This window comes from Luteimonas sp. TWI662 (assembly GCF_039673825.1).
Taxonomy (GTDB): Bacteria; Pseudomonadota; Gammaproteobacteria; order Xanthomonadales; family Xanthomonadaceae; genus Luteimonas.
On the sequence record NZ_JBDJMI010000032.1, the window covers coordinates 1 to 19,364 of the forward strand.

Genomic DNA, 19,364 nt, shown 5'->3' on the forward strand with positions numbered 1-19,364 from the left:
CCTCTTGATCGTCTTCCGGTCGAACATCCCCTCACCCTTGCGCCCTGGAATCAGGCATCAAGCGTAACGGTGGCTGGCAAAGGACTCCCCGCTAATCTGCGAAGAACCAAATTTTTAGTGAAGAGTACATGTTTTCGATTCCGGCCTACCAGCGGCCGTACTCGTGGCGCGTGGACCAGGCGCAGGAACTGCTGGACGATCTTCTGGGCTACCTGCGCACGGGCGGCACCAAGCTGGAGGGCATCCCGCCGTACTTCCTCGGCAGCCTTGTGCTGATCAAGGAAGAAAGCTCGCCCAGAGCGCAGGTGGTGGACGGCCAGCAACGGCTGACGACGTTGACCCTGTTGATGGCCTGCATCCGGGCCATCGTGACGGACGAGAACGTGCGACGGGGCATCACGCGTCGGATCTATGACCAGGGCGACATCGTCTCAGCAACCGAGAACCACTACAGGTTGACCCTGCGCGAGCGTGACAGGCAGTTCTTCCGCGAGCGGGTGCAGCATGAGGGCGGCATCGAACAGCTACTCGCAGGCAACGAAGCCTTGCCCGACAGCCAGCAGCGCCTGCGCGACAACGCGCGCCACTTCATGGCGGTGTTGCGCGACCTGGATCCGAAGTCCCTCGTGCGGCTGGTGCAGTTCATCGTAACCCGCTGTTATCTGGTGGCGGTCGCCACGCCGGATCTCGATTCGGCGTACCGGATCTTCGGGGTGATGAACAGTCGAGGCCTGGACCTGACGGCCACCGACATCCTCAAGGCGGAGATCATCGGTGCTGTGCCGGAAGCTGCACGCAAAACCTATACCGGCAAGTGGGAAACGCTGGAATCCGACCTGGGGCGCGACGGGTTCGGTGAGCTGTTCAGCCATATCCGCATGGTGTATCGCAAGGCCAAGCCTCAGGGCACCCTGCTGAAGGAGTTCCGCGAGCATGTGAGCCCTGCCGATCCCGTGGTGTTCATGGACCAGGTGCTGGGGCCGATGGCCCAGGCCTACCGCGAGATCAGCGACGCCGACCACGCCAGTACGCGCCACGCCGAGGCGATCAACGATGCGCTGCGCTGGCTCAACCGGTTGGAATTCAAGGACTGGATGCCGCCTGCGTTGGCGTATTTCACGCGGCACAAGGGCGATCCGGACGCACTGCTGACGTTCGTGGCAGGCCTGGAACGATTGGCCTACGCGATGCTGGTGCGCAAGGCAGGTGTGAACGAACGCATCGAACGGTTCTCCCGCCTGACCACCGCGGTGGAGGATGGCGACGATCTGGCACAGACCGGGTCTGCGCTGCAGCTTTCTCCGCTGGAGCAGCATGAGATGTACGCCATGCTGGATGGGCCGCTGTATCGCACGCACTCGGCGCGGGCGCTCGGCGTCATTCTGCTGCGGCTGGACGCACTCGCCTCCGATGGCAGCAAGACCATGCAGCATGACCAGATCACGGTGGAGCATGTGCTGCCGCAGACGCCGCGCCCAGACAGCACCTGGGTGCTCTGGATGCCAAGCGAACAGGAACGCCAAGGCTGGGTGCATCGGCTGGGAAATCTGGCCCTGCTCAACCGCAAGAAGAACAGCAGCGCTAGCAACTACGACTTCGACCGCAAGAAGCTCGCCTACTTCAGCAAGGGCGGCGCGTGTGCGTTTCCGCTGACTACCCAGGTGCTGCAGCAAGCCGAGTGGAAAGGAACTGTGCTGCAGACACGACAGGCGTCGCTGCTCAAGCTGGCCGAGGATCATTGGCAGCTTGCCGCACGCACTGCTGCCGCGAAGTCTTCGGTGACGGCGGCCACATCGGAAGCGGCATCGCCCGTCTTCGTGCTGGGTGGCCTCAGTCACCAGCTCCAGGCCACGGGCCGGCAGGTGGATGGGCAGTTCGTGGTGTTTGCAGGGTCGCGCGCGCGCGCGGATTGGGTCGGCACTGACGGCGGCTACAAGTTCCTGCACCAGGACCTTGTCGCCAACGGGACCTTGGCGCCGCCAGTCGGCGAAGCGCGCGAGTTCCTGCGTGATACGTGGTTCAGCAGTCCGAGCGCAGCCGCGGCGGTGGTGTGGGGTCGATCGGCAAACGGCCGCATGAGCTGGCGAGTGCAGGACACCGGCCAGACCTTTGCCGAGTGGGAGGAGGGCGTTCCCGTTCCCGCAGGCGAGGCGGATGAAGACGAGGGTGAAGACGATGCCAAGGAGGATCTGTATCGCCGGTTCTGGGACCAGTTTCTGGCCAAGGCAAATGCACGCGGCACGTTGTTCCAGCGACGTACCCGCAGTGCGAACCCCTGGCTTGGGGTGGGCATGGGGCGCAACGGGTTCCGCTTGAACGTGGCCATGACCCAGGGCGAGGCGCGGGTGACCTGTCTGATTCATCAGGAGGAAGCCGGCGCGGCGTTATTTGACTTGCTCCACGCGGAGCGGGCAGCGATCGAGGCCGAGCTAGGCGCAGCGCTGGATTGGGCGCCGTTGTCCGAGCGGAAACGGTCGCGGATTCGGGCGACGACCGGGGGAGGCTGGCTGGTGCCGGAGGAGGCGTGGTCCGACCTGCAGGACGAGCTGGTCACGATGGCGTACGCGATGGACCGGGTGCTGAGGCCCAGAATTCAAGCGTTGGCTTGATTCATGCCCCGACCTTTGTCGCCGGGCGTCATCTGATTCGCTTGCAATCCGGCCTGACTTCTGTAAATTCGCTATTCGCGAATAGCGAATTCGGGACGCGTCCGCCATGGAGCTCAAACCCCAAGACCTTCTGGTACTGCTCAAGGCGGCGGCCCACCCAGGCGCGCGCTGGACGTATGCGGGCCTGGCCGAGGCTCTGTCGATGAGCGCGTCCGAGGTGCATGCAAGCGTCAAGCGCGCGGTGGCAAGCGGCCTGGCGTCGAGCGCGGGGCGCGGCGAGTGGTCGCCGGTGCTGCCTGCCCTGCAGGAGTTCGTGCTCCACGGCGTGCGCTACGTCTGGCCGGCCGAGCTGGGTACGGTGAAACGCGGCGTTCCCACCTCGTTTGGCGCGGCGCCGCTTGCGGACAAGCTTGCGTCAGCGCCAGGAGAAGCGCCCGTCTGGCCCCATCCGCAAGGCGCGGCCAAGGGGCCGGGCGTGTCCCCGATCTACCGAACCGCGCCGCAGGCGGCGCTTGCGGATCCCGCGTTGCATCGAATGCTCGCCCTGCTGGATGCGTTGCGCATGGGCCGCGCGCGCGAGCGTGCGCTCGCGGCTGATCTGCTGGAACACGAATTCGGGGTCGCGCGTGCGGCCTGACGATCCCAATCTTCCAAACCTGCGCACGATTGCGACGGCTCTGGGTGGGTTGCGGGAACAGATGGTGTTCGTGGGCGGCGCGGTCGCCGGGCTGCTGGTGAGCGATCCACTGGCGGAGCGCGTACGGGCCACGGTCGATGTGGATGCGGTGGTCCAGGCCACGCTCGGCCGTTTCCACCTGATCGAAGAGAACGTTGCGGCGTGTGGCTTCGTCCGGGACATCCAGAGCGGCGTGATCTGTCGCTGGGTGCACAGGGAATCGGGCGTCGTGTTCGACCTGATGCCGGTGGAGGCGGACGTGCTGGGGTTTTCGAACCGCTGGTATGCCTACGCGCTGGACACAGCGGTTCCCGTGGACCTGGGTGACGGCCTGAGGATTCGCTGTGTATCGGCGGTTGCATTCGTGGCGACCAAGCTGGAGGCCTTTGCTGGACGGGGCGCCGGCGACATCCTTGGCAGCCACGATCTCGAGGATGTGCTCAATATAGTGGATGGCCGGGAAGAACTGGCAGCCGAACTGGCGGCCGCACCCTCGAATTTAAGATCCGCGGTCGCGTTGGCCTTTGCTGGCCTGCTTGGACACCGGGACTTCGCCAATGCGCTGCCCGGATTGATTGCCGAGCCGGAGCGTGACGGCATCGTGCTGCAGCGACTCAAGGGGATGTCGCAATGAATCTACATCAGGAACACTACTTCGAGCGCGAGATCTGCGAACACCTCGCCGGGAAAGGTTGGCTGTACGCGGACGGCGACGCCGCGCATTACGACCGCGCCTCCGCGCTGTACGTGCCAGATCTTGTGGCCTGGCTGCAGGCCACGCAGCCAAAGAGCTGGGAGGCACTTGCAAAGACCCACGGCCCGCAGGCCACGGCGCGGCTGGCGGAGCGCATCCGCAAGAACCTCGACGAGCGCGGCACGCTGGACGTGTTGCGCCGGGGCGTGGAGATGGTGGGCCTGAAGCGTCCTATTTCACTGGTGCAGTTCCGCCCGGCGCTTTCGATCAATACCGTCATCGAACAGCACTACGCGGCAAATCGCCTGCGCGTGGTGCGGCAGGTGAAGCACTCGCCCAATCGTCCGAACGACTGCATGGACCTGGTGCTGTTCGTCAACGGCATCGCAGTGGCGACGGCCGAGCTGAAATCCGATTTCACCCAGAGCGTGGGCGATGCGGTGGACCAGTACCGACTGGACCGCAATCCGCATCCCAAGGGGGGCGTGCCCGAGCCGCTGCTCTCGTTCCCGGGCGGTGCGCTGGTGCACTTCGCGGTGAGCCAGGCCGAAGTGATGATGACCACCCGGCTCGCAGGCACGGACACGTTCTTCCTGCCGTTCAACCGCGGCAATGGCGGCGGTGCAGGTAATGCGCCGGACCCAGGCGGCTTCGCCACACGCTACCTGTGGGAAAAGGTATGGGCGCGGGACAGCTGGCTGGAAATCCTGGGCCGCTACCTGATCGGCAAGCGCGACGAGAAGAAGCGGCTCAAGACGGTGATCTTCCCGCGTTACCACCAGCTCGATGCCACCCGGAAGCTGGTAGCTGACGTGCGCGCCAAGGGAGCGGGGCAGCGCTACCTGATCCAGCATTCGGCGGGCTCCGGCAAGACTAATTCCATCGCCTGGACGGCGCACTTTCTGGCCGACCTGCACGATGCGGGCAACGCCAAGGTGTTCGACAGTGTGCTGGTGGTGAGCGACCGTACGGTGCTCGACACCCAACTGCAGGAAGTGATCTTCGATTTCGAGCGCACCACGGGCGTGGTGGCCACCATCACCGGCGAGCACGGCAGCAAGAGCGCGCAGCTGGGCGAAGCGCTGAAAGCAGGCAAGAAGATCATTGTGTGCACCATCCAGACGTTCCCGTTCGCGCTCAAGGCGGTGCAGGAACTGGCGGCGACCGAGGGCAAGCGCTTCGCAGTGATCGCCGATGAGGCGCACAGCTCGCAGACCGGTCAGGCGGCGGCAAAGCTCAAGGAACTGCTCAGCGCCCAGGAGTGGGCCGAGCTGCAGGACGGCGGCGAGATCGATACCGAAACGGTGCTGGGCGCGCAGATGGGCGCGCGCAGTGCGGAATCTGGCCTGACCTACGTGGCGTTCACCGCAACGCCCAAGGGCAAGACGCTGGAGCTGTTCGGTCAGCTGGGGCCGGACGGGCTGCCGCAACCCTTTCATGTGTACTCGATGCGACAGGCGATAGAGGAGCGCTTCATCCTCGACGTGCTGAAGAATTACACACCCTACAGCCTGGCGTTCCGGCTGGCGCACGACGGACGGGAGTATGACAACACCGAGGTCGAACGCTCGACGGCCATGAAGGGAATCATGCAGTGGGTACGCCTGCATCCCTACAACATCGCCGCCAAAGTGCAGATCGTGGTGGAGCACTACCGCGAGAACGTGCAGCCGCTGCTCGATGGCCGCGCCAAGGCGATGGTGGTGGTGGGTTCGCGCCGCGAAGCGGTGCGCTGGCAGAAGGCGATCGGCGCCTATCTTGAACGTCGAGGCTATCCGCTCGGCGTGCTGGTGGCGTTTTCCGGCCAGGTGGACGACCCGGACAGCTACCCGGAAGCCGTGACCGAATCGCACGCGCTGCTCAACCCGGGGCTCAAGGGCCGAGACATCCGCGAGGTATTTGCTGGGTCGGACTACCACCTGCTTCTCGTGGCCAACAAGTTCCAGACCGGCTTCGACCAGCCGCTGCTGTGCGGCATGTACGTGGACAAGAAGCTCGGCGGCATCCAGGCGGTGCAGACCCTGTCGCGCCTCAACCGCGCGTATCCGGACAAGGACACGACCTACATCCTCGACTTCCAGAATGACACCGGCGAGATCCTGACCGCCTTCCGCACCTATTACGAAACCGCCTCGCTGGAGGCGACCACCGATCCCAACCTGGTCTACGACCTGCGCGCCAAGCTCGACGCCGCAGGGCACTATGATGACTTCGAGGTGGAGCGCGTGGCCCGAGTGGAGCTGGACCCGCATGCGAAGCAGTCGCAGCTGGCGGCGGCCCTGCAACCAGTGGCCGACCGCCTGCTCAAACGCTACAAGGCGGCGATGCAGGCGCGGACTGCGGCAGAAGCGAGCGGAAACACCGCGTCGGCGGCCAGTGCCAAGGACACGCTAGATGCGCTTGTGCTCTTCAAGGGCGACATGGGCGCCTACGTACGCTTATATGCATTTCTGTCGCAGATGTTCGACTACGGCAACACGGAGATCGAGAAGCGCTTCCTGTTCTACCGGCGCCTGTTGCCGCTGCTGGAATTCGGTCGCGAGCGCGATACCGTGGACTTGTCGAAGGTGGCACTGACCCACCACACGCTTCGCAGCCGGGGTGCTCAGGTGCTCAGTCTCGATGCCAAAGGCAACTATCCGCTGTCGCCTGTGGATGCATTGGGCAGCGGCCGTGTGCAGGAAAAAGAGCAGGCGTATCTGCGCGAGATCATTGAGCGGGTGAACGGACTGTTCGAAGGACAGTTGAGCGACGAGGACCAGCTGCAGTACGTCAACGGAACGCTGAAGGGCAAGCTCCTCGAGAACGACATGCTCGCGCGGCAGGCAATCGACAACTCCAAGGAACAGTTTGCGAATTCGCCCGACCTGCGCCGAGCGCTGGTGGACGCGATCATCGACGCATTCGGCGCGCATGGCGTGATGAGCGGCCAGGCGCTTGCATCAGAGCGCGTGCAGGAGGGACTCATGGATACGCTGCTGGGTCCTGGGCAGCTGTACGAATCACTCCGAGCGTCTAGAAAGCTAGGCTCGCCGCAGCGATTTGGGTAAAGCGCTTGCCTGGATCTTAGCCACGTTCTGAAGTACATCTGAGCTGTTTGGAAACCGTGCCGCTAGTGAACGCACAACGGCAGCTGCACGCGGACGGATGGGTTTTGCTATGCGCTTCTTATTTGCACTTACCGGAAGCGTACCGAGGCTGCGATAGCTGAATCTATTAATGCTTGCGACTTGCCTCAGCAACCGCCTCCTCAAACCGCCTGACGAATTCAACCATATCCAGGCCGCAGTGCATGCAGATGTCCCGCAGCTCCAGAAGGTCGAGCCGGCGCTGGCCACGCTCGACATTACTGACGTAAGACTGCGGGCGTACCAACAGATCTGCAAGGTCCACCTGATCGAGCTTGGCCTCGTCTCGCATCTTGCGAACGAGCTTGGTCAGGATCTTGTACTCCGGTCGATGGATAGATTTCTTGGCCATGTGGTGTCCCTCCGTTGGTAGCCACATAGACCATAAATCCGCTTTTCACATATCCGAAAAACGGATATGCTCGGGTTGGGGCGTCCTTGGGTGTGACCACCAGCCAGGCAGCGCAGTCGCGACGGCGCCCCCGAAATGCCGGCGTACGTGGACGCACCGACCAGCAACGGAAGATGTCACATGCCTTGGGACACGGTAGGTAGCGGGCGGCGCTTTGCCTTTGAGGATGGTTCGGGTGTGCGTGGAAGACCGGGGGATTGCGCCAGTGGGGCAGCGGGCGCGTCGCGCTGGCTTTCAACGCGGACGCGAACGGCGACCGCGGAAGGTCATCGATGGAGGGCGAAGCAGCGCCCAAGCGTGCTCGCGGTCGCAATCGCGACAGTCGTGGCAGTCCTCTTCATGCCGGCAGCGGCCGCCCAGGAGAGTCGCGACCGTGATCCGCAAAAAGGTAATAAGCACGCTGAAGCCAACGCCACCCAACTCGACACCATCCAAGTCACCGGCACCCGCATCCGCGGCGGCACGACGCCTTCGCCGGTGGTCGTGATCGGCAGCGGGCGCATCCAAGAGGAAGGCTTTGCGGACCTCGGCGAGGTGATCCGCAGCGTTCCGCAGAACTTCGGCGGCGGGCAAAACCCAGGCGTCATTCCGTTCACGGTCTCTGGCGCGGGTGCCCAGAACACGAACCTCAGCGGTGGGTCGGCGTTGAATCTGCGTGGGTTGGGGGCGGATGCCACATTGACCCTGCTCAATGGCCGCCGCATGGCCTATGACGGCATCTCGCAGGCGGTGGACATCAGCGCGATTCCGGTGGAGGCGGTAGAGCGCGTCGAAATCGTGGCCGATGGTGCGTCAGCCATCTACGGGTCCGATGCGGTCGGCGGCGTGGGCAACGTCATTCTTCGCCGGGACTTCGAGGGCGTTACCTTCGGGGCCGGCTACGGGAGGTCGGACGAGGGCGGCCTCACCACACGCGAGTACAGTGCGACTGCCGGCCATATTTGGTCCACTGGCGGGGTGATCGTCACCTACAAGGACGTGACGGCCGATCCCATCTACGCAAGGCAGCGGGCCTACACGCAGTTGCTGCGCGAGCCGTACACGCTGTACCCGGGCAGCGATCTGCGCAGCGGGCTGGTCAGCCTGTCGCAGGCGATGGGCGGCCGTGCGGAGTTGCACGTGGACGCGTTCCGCACCGAGCGGGGCCAGGCGTATGGGGCACAGGACAACCTCAGCAACGTGTCCATTCAGGCCACGCCGGAGTCCACGGCCACATTGTTGTCGCCCAGGCTCGATGTCTTTTTGCCGAAGGACTGGACGTTGTCGATCGGAGCAACCCGGTCGAGGAGTCGGCTGGATCACGCGCAGTCCATCACCTTGCCGGACACCGGCGCAGTGCTGCAGCGCACGCAGCTTTGCTATTGCAATGAAGGCAGCAGTTACGAGGTGGGCGTTGAGGGCCCGTTGGTAGCGTTGGCTGCCGGCGACGTGCGCGTCGCAATCGGCGCCGGACGGCGCGAGAACAGCTTTCTCGAGTACAACCAGGTCACGCATGTCGCGGCGATCGAGGGTGATGAGGCCGCGAAGTTCGCCTATGCCGAACTGCAAGTGCCGGTGCTGGGTGGGGACGGCCCGGGCCCGCGCTTGGCGCTGACGGGCGCAGCGCGCTACGAGGACTACGACAGCTTCGGCAGTGTGCTGACACCCAAGCTCGGCGCGATCTACAGCCCGACCGCGGATGTCACGCTCAAGGCGTCGTGGGGGCGTTCGTTCAAGGCCCCAACGCTGTTCCAGCTCAACCGGCAGCGCATGGCGGGCTACAACTACGCGGCAGCCTATGGGGGCAGCGGATATGCCCCGAACGCCACCGTGCTGCTGCTGGATGGCGGCAATCCGGATCTCGGCCCAGAGCGCGCCCGCACCTGGACCGCATCCTTGGCGTTCCACCCAGCCGCGGTGCCTGGGCTGGAAGCCGAACTGACCTGGTTCGACATCGACTACACCGACCGCGTGGTGGCCCCCATCACGCCCACCTCGCAGGCGTTGCGCAATCCGGCGTTCGCGGAGTTCGTCACCTATGCGCCGAGCGCAGAGCAGCAGGCGGCGGCCATTACCGGCAGCACGTTCCTGAACTACATCGGCCAGCCGTACGACCCGAACAACGTCGTGGCGCTGGTGCATGCGTACTACACGAATGTCTCCCGCCAGCGCATCCGTGGTCTCGACCTGTCCGGGTCTTATGGATTCGACCTGGGCGGCGGGCGCCTGACGGTGCGCGGCGCGGCCAGTTGGCTCTCCAGCGCCCAGCAGACGACCGGCGCCGAGTTCGACCTGGCGGGCACGCTCCACAACCCCTCGAAGCTGACGGGCAGGGCCGGCACGGTCTGGGTGCGCGGCGGCCTGTCCGCCTCGGTCTTCGCCAACTACCGGCAAGGGCTGGAGAACGTGGCGGCCTTTGAAAAGACGGCCTCGTTCACGACGGTGGACACCACGCTGCGCTACGCGTCGAGTGGGGAGGGCCCTCTCCTTCGTGACTGGGTGCTTGGCATATCCGTGCAGAACCTGTTCAACCGGTCGCCGCCGCTGCATGACACGACGGTGCTTACGCCCTATCTGGTGCCGCCTTACGACGCGACCAACTTCTCGGCGATCGGCCGGTACTTCAACGTTTCCGTATCGAGGCATTGGTAATGGTCGGCACGACGATGAACTTGCACAACGTGTGTCGGACGCCTTGCACAGGACTGGCAGTACGCCGATGGATGTGGACGGTGGTGGCTGTGCTGATTGCCTGGGCCGGTGCTGCGCCGGCCGGTGCGATCTCGCCGCGTCGGCTGGTGGAGGTCGCGGACTTCAGCGGCGTCACGGTCTCGCCCGATGGTCGATCTGTGGCCTACCGGATCGAGCAACCCACGGTAGAGCGCAACACCTACGATTCGGTCTGGTACGTCCAGGACATGGAGGCCGCCTCGCCACCGCTGCGAGTTGCGGACGGCGGCACGCCCCTGCGGGAGCAAGCCGGGCTGTCGATCCCAGCACTTCCGGTGTGGTCGCCCGATGGGCGCTGGATTTACTACCGGGCGTTGCTGGACGGACGGGTCGACGTGTGGCGCGCCGCTGCGGATGGTTCGGGTGCCGAGGTGCTGACGCAAGGCCCAGCCGATGTCCGTGCTTTCACGCTGAGCGCGGATGGCGGGGAACTGCACTACAGCGTGGGCGCCGCGCGCGATGTCGTGATGGCAGCCGAGCAGGCGGAGTACGAGCGGGGCATCCGTATCGATCGGACCGTGCCGTTGGGCCAGCCGGTGTTCCGGTCCGGCTATGTGGATGGGCGCCTGGCCACGCAGCGCCTCAAAGACAATGAAGTCCTCCGCTACCCGCTGCTCGACGATGTGCCGGATCGTTGGACGGCGTTGGACCTGATCACGCACGAGCGGCGCGACCTCGAACCCGGCCGGATGCCGCCGGCGCCGCTTGCCAACGTGGAACTTGCGCCTGGGTATGGCGATGTCCACCTGGTGCGGCCAGAGCCTGCGGGCCGCCGCATCGCGTTGATCACACGCATAGGCGAGCGCAACGGCCTGCGCGACAGGCCGGGAACGGCGCTGGCCGTGCTGCCGCACGCGCGGGCGCGCGTTCCGGTCCTGTGCGAAGCGGTAGCCTGCACCAGCGGGGTGATCAATGCGGTGCAATGGCGCCCGGGGACGGACGAAGTGCTGTTCACCGTGGAGTCGCCCAGCGAGGGGCATGCCCAATCCATCCATCGTTGGAACGTGGAGACAGGGGCGGTGCACCCGGTCGTGCGCAGCCGAGGGTTGGTGAATGGCGGGGTGCGCCTGATGCCCAGTGACTGCGGCGTCTCCACCAGGACCCTGGCCTGCGTGGTGGCCGAGGCGGACCGGCCACCCCGGTTGGAACGGATTGATATCGACAGCGGCGTACGCGTGGAACTGTTCGACCCGAATCCTGCATTGACTGCCGACATGGCCACCACGCAGGTGCGGCTGCTGCGGTGGACGGATGCCAATGATCAGGAATTCACGGGGCAGTTCTACCCGGCGCGTCATGCGGGGCCGGGACGGCCGCCGCTGTTCGTCAGCTATTACTGGTGCAAGGGCTTCGTGCGCGGTGGTCTGGGTGAGGAACTGCCCTTCGCCTCACTGGCGCAGGACGGCATTGCCGCGCTGTGCATCACCCTGGCGCCGTCGAGGGAAGATGGCGTCGAGCAGTACGAGCAGGGGCGGTCTGCCGTGGAAAGCGTGGTCGCGCTGCTGGCGGCCCAGGGCGAGATCGATCCCGAACGCGTGGGTATGGGCGGGCTGAGCCTGGGGTCGGAAATCACCATGTGGACGGTCATGCACTCGCAGGTGCTGACCGCGGCCTCAGTGAGTTCTCTGGGGCTATCGCCGCTGTATCACCTGCTGCTCAGCAACTTCGGCGATACGTTCCCAACGCGCCTACAAGCAGGGTGGCAGCTGGGGGCACCGAAAGAAACGCCAGAGCGGTGGCGCCAGTTCTCGCCCTTGTTCAACCTGGACCGCATTCGTGCGCCGATTCTGATGCAGCTGCCGGAGCAGGAGTACATCCATTCGTTGGACTATGCCGTACCGCTGATGCGCGAGGGTCGGGCGGACCTGTACGTCTTTCCGCACGAGCCGCACCAGAAGTTCCAGCCTAAGCACAAGCTGGCGGTGTACGAGCGCAACCTGGACTGGTTCCGCTTCTGGCTAAGGGGTGTGGAGGACCCGAACCGGGCGAAGCGCGCCCAGTACGCGCACTGGCGGGCGATGAAGGCGGGGGTGCCGGTTGCGGCCAAGCGCGATGATGATGGCGGTTAGGGTTGATGCCGGACCCAGTTCTCGACCATGCACAGGTCGAAGATGCGGGTGAAGGCCTCTCCACGTTCTGGGCTGTCATGGCGCATGAACTCGGCGATTGCTGTCGTATCCAGCAGGCCTTCCTGCTGCAGGCGGCCCTGCAGCAGGAAGTCGCGCATCGGCGCTCGATTACGTCTGTACACCGCGCCCAGATAACTCATGAAGGTGCCTTTGCTGCGACGGTGGAGGATGTCGGGTGGCAGGCGATCCGCGAATGCCGCTCGCGCAACGGCGCGGTTCTTGCCGCCGGCGATCCACATCCAGCTCGGTGTGCGTAGGCAGGCCTCCACGACCGGCTGCGCGAGCAGGGGCATCCGCATCGTGAGTGCCTCGCCACGCGCCAGGCTGTCGCGATAGGCCTGACAGATGGCAAGGCTGCGAATCCGTTCCCTGTCCCCGGGCAGGGCGTCCGACGGTGCGACTGCCCAGGGATGGGGATCTATGTGCGGTGTATCGATGCTCGGCGGCAGGAAGCTGCGGTCGGGTGGGCGATCTGCGCCAGCTGCGCGCCGGAGCTTCCGCAGTGTCAGGCGACTGGCCTTCAATAGCGTGCACTGATGCAGCGTCGCCAGATCCCGTACGGCGGCCATGCCAGCAGCTGGGCCCAGCACGTGCATGGCATCGGCAGCCGGGGCCGCTGTGTCCAGAGCGCAAAAGATGGTGTCGCCTCCGCCGCCGGAAAAGAAGGCGTCGATGTCGTGGCGTGCAGCCGCCGCCAGCATCACCCGGTCCACGGCATGTTGGAGCACGCCGACCCTGGGCACGGTGCATTGCGGATGCACGTCGAATTCGAACTGGGCGTCGTCGATGTGGAGTGTCTCGGTATGAAGCTCGACGCCAAGTTGATCCGCAATCTGGACCGCGTACGCGCGCTCATCCGCCCCGGGCACTGTCGTGACCAGGGAGGTGCAGACGATCGGGGTGTGGGTGCTCCGCAAGGATGTACCGACGATGGACGAGTCGAGGCCGCCGGACAGCTCGAGCAGGATGGCGCGGTCGATGCTTGCCAGCGTTTCTGTCGCGGTCGACACCGCCTGGCGCACGTCTGCCGCCGCGTCGTCCGCATTACGGTGTCTCGCATCCGGCGTCACGAATGCCCATGGCGTCCACATCTGCGATGTGGTGGCTTCGGATCCTTTCAGGCGCAGGGCCTGACCCGGCAGAAGCTCGTGAACGCCGGCAAGCGCGGTGCGGGCGCTCTTGTGTTGCGGGAACGCCAGACGACGAAGAATGGCATCCCAGTCGATTTGGCGGCGATAGAGGCCAATGCGTTCCGCCAAGGCGATATCCGAGGTGACGAAGCCCACGCCGTCCTGCAAACCGTAGAAGCAACTCACGTCGCTATGCGGCGAGGGCTCGCGCAGCACCGTGACGCCGCCACGTTCGTCATCCGGTTGCACCAGCAGATAGGGGCCCCAGTACTGTTCGATGAGATGCCTCCGTGCTTCCGTCGCGTCCTTGAACGCAGGAAACTGGCGCGCATCCTGGATGCGCAATCCCTCCTTCGCGAACACATGTCCGAGAAGTAGGCTGCCATCGGCAAGCAGCATGGAAGGTGTTCGCTCGGAGGCAAGGACGACCAAGGTTGCCGACACGAGTTGGCCATGCATATGGGCATCACCAAGCGCTGCATCCCATTGCAGCACAGCCTCTGCGCTCAGGCCACCGGCGGGATCGACCACTGCTAGGAAGCGGAAGCTCATCACACCACCCGGATTGGCGTGTGGGCCTGCGTGTTGCCGAGGGTCTCGTTAAGCGCGAGGTCGCCGACCTGGACCCAGCAGTGCGCCGAGAATGGCGTGCCGGTCACGGCGAACACCAGATCCGCAGGAAGGCGGCGCTTGGCCAAGAATCGGATGAGAGCAATCGAGTCGACGAGACAGCGGGTTTCGATCGGTGCGTATGGCCGCGCCGCCAGGAAAGCAGCCGTTGCCTTGATGTACGCCTCGTCATCTCGACCTTGTTGCGAGGCTGGGATAAGGACCATCCGCCGCCGACGTTCGACTTCGAGAGCCGATAGCACATAGCCCAGAGGTTGCGTCTTCAGGGCAAACTGGGAGAGGGTCACGGTCCGCACTGTGTCCAGTCGTTCCAGTACGGTCGCACGCAGAACGAACTGCGCCTGTTCCATCGCGCTTCGTCTGACGGGGGATACAGAATACTTTGGTTCAGACGATGCAGGCGCCTCGCCGACAATGAGTAGGCCCGCGTCCACCAGTCTTGCCTTATCGGCGGCGCTGCAATCGTCACGCAGATAGGCGAGAAAGCGTCGCTCCAGTGCTTCCGATAAACGAAAGTAGTGGTCCTTCCGCACATCGAGAAACACCAGCTTGCCATCGACTTGGCAGTGGGACAGATCACTGTGCAGATGAAGCGCCATTGAACCCCCCTTTTTAGCAAAGAGGCGCACCGTTAGGTGCGCCTCTATCGCTCACTCTTCAGAGATCCCTGCCATCGGGGTCCGGCCGACCGGTTCGAAACCCAGGTCGATGCCCTGGGTCTCGATGCTGGCGATACCCAGCACGATCACCTCTTCCGTCGTGGCGTCACGGATGTTGTCGTTCAAGTTCATGATGGCTTCCTCTCTTCTGCGTCATGGACGTCCCATGACACAACCAGTGTTGAAGCGCCTGCCTTGTGTTCTCAAATGATTTTCGTTGTGTACTTCCAGAATTCCCTGGAAGTGTGATGCGCACCTGCAAATTGCGGTGCATCGCGCGCTTCGTTCAGTGCGGCGCGTGGCGCGTTTCGTTCAACAGCGCCACGATATCCGGCACCCGGTTGAGGCGACGGGCGCGGTAGGCGTGCAGCGCACGTGCCAGACGTGCGATGTCGGCGCACTCCCAAGCCGTGATCAATTCGTCCAGCTCGGCGTGTGCGTCGGGAAACAGGCTGCGTTTGGCAACACGGATTGGCGCGAGTCGGTCGTTGGCCTGCTGGGTGATATACCGTGTCTCGACAACGCGCGTCTTGAGCGCAATGGTGTCGAACAGCAGCCACGTCGCCTCGGCGGCGCCATCGTGTGGGGCGGGGCGCTTGTACGGTCTGTCACCGGGCAAGGCGCCACGGGCGAGGCAGGCCATCAGCCGCTCTTCCATGCAGTCGTAGAGCTCGCGCAGGGCGGCCTCGGTAGGCAGGGGCACGTAGAAGCCGTCTCGCGAATGCGCATCGACCAGGCGTTCGCCGCTCAGCCGATACAGCGCGTTCCGGACCGGGGTGAGGCTGGTGGTGAGCTCATCGGCCAATGTGGCCGGTTCCAGACGCTGCCCTGGGACGAATCGCCCACGCACGATCGCGTGCCTGATCTTGTCGCACGCGTCCCAGACCTTCGGAAGGGTCCCCATCATCATTGCTGTCCTCCGTGGCTGCTTGCTCCCCCTGTCCTTGGGCCGATCTTACTGTTCGAGGAACGCGCTGCAACTGCGCGGCCACGGCGCCTGTTCGAGTGAGTGGGCGTGAACGCGCGGACACCCATTCCGCGGAGGTGCTGCTTGGTGCAGGTCAACGATCGGCCGCCGCTTCCTCCGGGCGCGGGCAGGCCGGGTATTGGCTGGGAATGTCGCCTTCACAGGTGCCTGTGTAGCGATCGCCGTGATCCATCATGCAGCGGTGGATTTGGTCGAATTTGTCCCTAGACAGCTTTGGGTTCTCCGCACCGGTGATCGCGCTGGCCGAGCAGCGACCTGTCGTTTCCACGCAATCTCCATGATGCCTGCAGCGTGTATGCATCCGGGAGCGCCAGAATACCGGGGTCAGGCGAGCAGACTGGCCACACATTCGTGGGCCGGACCGCCATCTTTGGATGACAGTGAGATGCAGACACCAGCAGAGCAACCCGAACACGCGCGGCAGGATTACGAAGCGCTCGCCGCCGCCCACGTTTCCATGCGGCGTGTGCTCGCTTTGTTCGCGCCGTACCGGCTACGCATTCTTTCGGTCGTGGCGCTGTTGATCGTTGGCTCCATGATCGGCATGGCCGCGCCGTTCCTGCTGCGGGCCATCATCGACGATGCACTGCCAGGCGCCAACTTTGCCCTGCTGCTCTGGCTGGTCGGCGGGCTGGTCGCGGTGGCGGTGCTGGGGGCGGCGATCAGTACGGTGCAGACCATTCTGTCGGCCCGGATTGGGCAGGCGATCCTGCACGATTTGCGCGTGCGTGTGTATGCGCACCTGCAGTCGCTGTCGCTGCGATTCTTCGCCGGCAGCCGCACCGGCGAGATCCAGTCGCGTATCGCCAATGACATCGGCGGCCTGCAATCGTTGGTGACCGATGCCGGCAACGAGCTGGCGCGCAGCCTCAGCACGGTGCTGATGACGGCCCTCGCCATGTGCCTGCTCGACTGGCGGCTGGCGTTGTTCTCGCTGCTGGTCGTTCCGCTGACGGTCTTGATCAGCCAGTGGGTCGCCAAGCTGCGCGAGGCCATTACCTACGAGCAGCAGGCCAGGCAGGCGGATCTGTCTGCGGCGGTCCAGGAATCGCTGTCGCTTTCGGGCATCATCCTCGCGCGGACCATGGGCCGCAGTGGCTTCCTGGTTCGCCGGTTCTCCCGGACCTCGCAGGAGGTCGCGGCCCTGGAAGTGCGCTCGCGTACTGCCGGTGAATGGCAGTGGGCGCTGATCGGCTTGGCACTGTCGATCCTGCCTGCGCTGACGTTGCTGCTCGGCGGTTGGTTGATGGGCGGCAGCACGCCGCTGACCATCGGCACGCTGGTGGCCATGATCGCCCTGCAGGAACAGTTGCTCTGGCCTTTCGAGCAGTTGCTTCAGTTGGGGCGCGATATGCGTACCACGCGCGCACTGTTCGCGCGCATCTTCGAGTATCTGGATACGCCCGTCGAGATCACCGAGCGCGCTGGCGCGGTGACGCTCGAGCGTGCGCAGATGCGCGGCCAGGTGACGGTCGACGGCGTCAGCTTCCGCTATGACCCGAACAACGCGCCGGTGCTGGAGGACATCAGTATCGATATTCCGGCAGGCACGCATGTCGCCATCGTCGGGGCCACTGGATCGGGCAAGACCACGCTTGGCCATCTGCTGGCCCGGCTGTACGACGTGGATGGGGGTTCGATCCGCTATGACGGGGTCGATGTGCGCGATCTCAGCTTCCAGTCACTGACCGACATGCTCGGCGTGGTCTCCCAGGAACCGTACCTGTTGCATGCCTCGGTGGCCGACAACCTGCGCTTTGCGAAGCCGGACGCCACCGATGACGAGCTGCTGGCCGCTGCCCGGGCAGCGCAGCTGGATGCCGTTATCGATGCGCTCCCCGAGGGTTATGAAACGCTGGTCGGTGAACGCGGCCAGCGCTTCTCCGGCGGTGAGAAACAGCGTCTGGCGCTGGCTCGCACCATCCTGCGCAACCCGCCGGTGCTGTTGCTCGATGAGGCCACCAGTGCGCTCGATACGCAGACCGAGCAGGCCCTGACCGAGGCGCTGGCGGTTCTGTCGAAGGACCGCACGACTATCACCATCGCGCATCGGCTGTCGACGATCCGCCGTGCCGATCTGATTGTCGTGCTGCAACGGGGGCGGATCGTCGAGCAGGGCACGCATGCGCAGCTGCTGGCCCAGGGTGGCCGCTACGCCGGGCTTGTGCAGTCTTTCTCGCACTAGTTGCATAGCCTGGCGACCGCATCATGACCTGAGGCGCGGCGGCGTTACGGTACCGCCGTGCCGCCCAGCGCCTGGATCAGCGCGACATGGTTCTGCAGCCGCGCAAGATGCAGCGCGGCGTACCCCAAGTCTGCGCTGCGGCGCCGCTCCTGCGCGTCCAGCCAGACCCGCAGGGGCACCTGCCCGGCGCGGTAACGCGCTTGGTAGAGGCGCTCGATCTCGATCGCCTGATCGCGTACGCGCTGCTGGGCGGCTTCCTGCTCGGCAAGCTGTGTGCTCGCCGACAGCGCTTTTTCCACATCCGCCAGCGCCGTGTACAGCGATTTGCGGAACAGGACCACGGCCTCCTCATGGCGCGTGCGCGCGATGGCGGTGTTCAGGCGCATCTCGCGGACGTTGAGGAATGGCAGGGTCAGATTGGCGCCCAGCGTGGCCACCGGATTGCTCAGTACGTTGAGCAACTCCTTGCTGGATGTGCCCAGGGCGCCGGTCAGCGAGAGGGACGGGTAGTAGCGGGCTTTCGCCGCGTCGCTGGCGGCCAGGGTGGCGCGTAGTCGCAGTTCGGCGGCGCGCAGGTCCGGCCGGCGGCCGAGCAGGTCGGCGGGCAGCCCGGCAGCGATGCTCGGCAGGACGCTGACCGGCAAGCGCTGGGGTTCGCTACCGGGCGTGGCGGCGCCATCGAACAACACGCCCAGCGCCTGGCGCAGGTCGGCACGCGCCTGGATCAATTGGCTTAGCTGTGCTTGTTGCTGGGCCAGCGACTGTTCGGCCTCACGCGGCTCCAGTCCGGAAACTGCGCCGCTCTGGTACTGCGCCTGCACCAGCTCGCGGGTACGGCGGCCGTAGGCCAGGCCTTGCTCCGCCAGGTCGATGCGTTCGTTGGCCAGGCCCAGTTGCCAGTACAGGCTGGCCGTGGTGCCGATCAGCGTCAACGCCACGGCATCGCGGTCCTCGGCGCTGGCTTGCGCCTCGAACACGGCGGCGTCGCGCTGCGCGCCCAGCCGATCGAACAGATCCAGCTCCCAGCTGGCGCCCAGCGTGGCGTTGGCGCTCTCGGTGGTGGCGCGGGCGTTGCCCGACAGCGGGCGGCTCAGGCCGTGACCGACACCGCCGTTGACGGTCGGGCGCAGGGCATTGCCTGCCAATCTGGCTTCCAGCGTCGCGCGGCGCACGCGAATGGCGGCGGCGGCCAGATCAGGGTTGCGCGCCAGCGCAAGCCCCACCCAGGCGTCGAGCTGTGGATCGCCGTAGGCGCGCCACCAGGTGTCGGCGCGAACGCCGGCGCCGGCAGGCTGGGCATGTTGGTAGGACACCGGCAGGGGGACGTCCGGCGCCCGATAAGGCGTTCGGGTGAACGCAGCGCAGCCGGTCAGGAGCACGCTGCCCAGTGCGATGCAGGAAATCAGGGGGCGCAT

The 19,364-nt window shown here is 65.1% G+C and carries 13 protein-coding genes; 7 read left to right on the forward strand and 6 right to left on the reverse strand.

The window, feature by feature from the left end; translation table 11 throughout:
- Positions 1 to 110: 110 nt before the first annotated feature.
- The 4 genes from ABE488_RS16240 (at position 111) to ABE488_RS16255 (ending at position 7,029) form a co-directional block, all read left to right on the forward strand.
- Complete coding sequence (locus ABE488_RS16240) at positions 111 to 2,609, forward strand: DUF4268 domain-containing protein (protein ID WP_346449484.1); 2,499 nt, start codon at positions 111 to 113, stop codon at positions 2,607 to 2,609.
- 106 nt (positions 2,610 to 2,715) lie between these two features.
- Positions 2,716 to 3,246 carry a MarR family transcriptional regulator gene (locus tag ABE488_RS16245; protein WP_346449452.1) on the forward strand — a complete coding sequence of 177 codons (531 nt, stop codon included), beginning with the start codon at positions 2,716 to 2,718 and terminating at the stop codon, positions 3,244 to 3,246.
- Positions 3,236 to 3,919, forward strand: coding sequence for a hypothetical protein (locus ABE488_RS16250; RefSeq protein ID WP_346449454.1), 684 nt, complete (start codon positions 3,236 to 3,238; stop codon positions 3,917 to 3,919). The genes ABE488_RS16245 and ABE488_RS16250 overlap by 11 nt, the downstream gene beginning before the upstream one ends.
- Entirely contained in the window at positions 3,916 to 7,029 is a 3,114-nt protein-coding gene (locus ABE488_RS16255) for a DEAD/DEAH box helicase family protein (protein WP_346449456.1), read from the forward strand. Before ABE488_RS16250 ends, ABE488_RS16255 begins: the two co-directional genes overlap by 4 nt.
- Before the next feature lie 166 nt (positions 7,030 to 7,195).
- On the opposite strand, the gene ABE488_RS16260 is transcribed toward ABE488_RS16255, so the two are convergent.
- Positions 7,196 to 7,459: a helix-turn-helix transcriptional regulator gene (locus ABE488_RS16260; protein WP_346449458.1), complete on the reverse strand. Its 264-nt coding sequence runs from the start codon at positions 7,457 to 7,459 to the stop codon at positions 7,196 to 7,198.
- 357 nt (positions 7,460 to 7,816) lie between these two features.
- On the opposite strand from ABE488_RS16260, the gene ABE488_RS16265 reads away from it, so the two are divergent.
- Together ABE488_RS16265 and ABE488_RS16270 are read left to right on the forward strand one after the other, a co-directional pair.
- Complete coding sequence (locus ABE488_RS16265; RefSeq protein ID WP_346449460.1) at positions 7,817 to 10,150, forward strand: TonB-dependent receptor; 2,334 nt, start codon at positions 7,817 to 7,819, stop codon at positions 10,148 to 10,150.
- Positions 10,151 to 10,230: 80 nt separating this feature from the next.
- Positions 10,231 to 12,297 carry an Atxe2 family lasso peptide isopeptidase gene (locus tag ABE488_RS16270; RefSeq protein WP_346449461.1) on the forward strand — a complete coding sequence of 689 codons (2,067 nt, stop codon included), beginning with the start codon at positions 10,231 to 10,233 and terminating at the stop codon, positions 12,295 to 12,297.
- On the opposite strand, the gene ABE488_RS16275 is transcribed toward ABE488_RS16270, so the two are convergent.
- From ABE488_RS16275 to ABE488_RS16290, 4 genes are all read right to left on the reverse strand, one after another.
- Positions 12,294 to 14,039 (reverse strand): asparagine synthase-related protein, encoded by a 1,746-nt coding sequence (locus tag ABE488_RS16275; protein ID WP_346449462.1) that lies wholly within the window; start codon positions 14,037 to 14,039, stop codon positions 12,294 to 12,296. The genes ABE488_RS16270 and ABE488_RS16275 overlap by 4 nt on opposite strands.
- Positions 14,039 to 14,716: a lasso peptide biosynthesis B2 protein gene (locus tag ABE488_RS16280; RefSeq protein ID WP_346449463.1), complete on the reverse strand. Its 678-nt coding sequence runs from the start codon at positions 14,714 to 14,716 to the stop codon at positions 14,039 to 14,041. The genes ABE488_RS16275 and ABE488_RS16280 overlap by 1 nt, the downstream gene beginning before the upstream one ends.
- A gap of 51 nt (positions 14,717 to 14,767) precedes the next feature.
- Positions 14,768 to 14,908 (reverse strand): benenodin family lasso peptide, encoded by a 141-nt coding sequence (locus ABE488_RS16285; RefSeq protein WP_346449464.1) that lies wholly within the window; start codon positions 14,906 to 14,908, stop codon positions 14,768 to 14,770.
- Between the two features lie 154 nt (positions 14,909 to 15,062).
- Positions 15,063 to 15,686, reverse strand: coding sequence for a GntR family transcriptional regulator (locus ABE488_RS16290; RefSeq protein WP_346449465.1), 624 nt, complete (start codon positions 15,684 to 15,686; stop codon positions 15,063 to 15,065).
- A 463-nt stretch (positions 15,687 to 16,149) separates the two neighbouring features.
- On the opposite strand from ABE488_RS16290, the gene ABE488_RS16295 reads away from it, so the two are divergent.
- A complete protein-coding gene (locus ABE488_RS16295; protein ID WP_346449466.1) occupies positions 16,150 to 17,949 on the forward strand; it encodes an ABC transporter ATP-binding protein in 1,800 nt (599 codons plus the stop codon).
- A 44-nt stretch (positions 17,950 to 17,993) separates the two neighbouring features.
- Here the strand turns inward: ABE488_RS16295 and ABE488_RS16300 are convergent, their stop codons facing one another.
- Positions 17,994 to 19,364: an efflux transporter outer membrane subunit gene (locus tag ABE488_RS16300; protein WP_346449467.1), complete on the reverse strand. Its 1,371-nt coding sequence runs from the start codon at positions 19,362 to 19,364 to the stop codon at positions 17,994 to 17,996.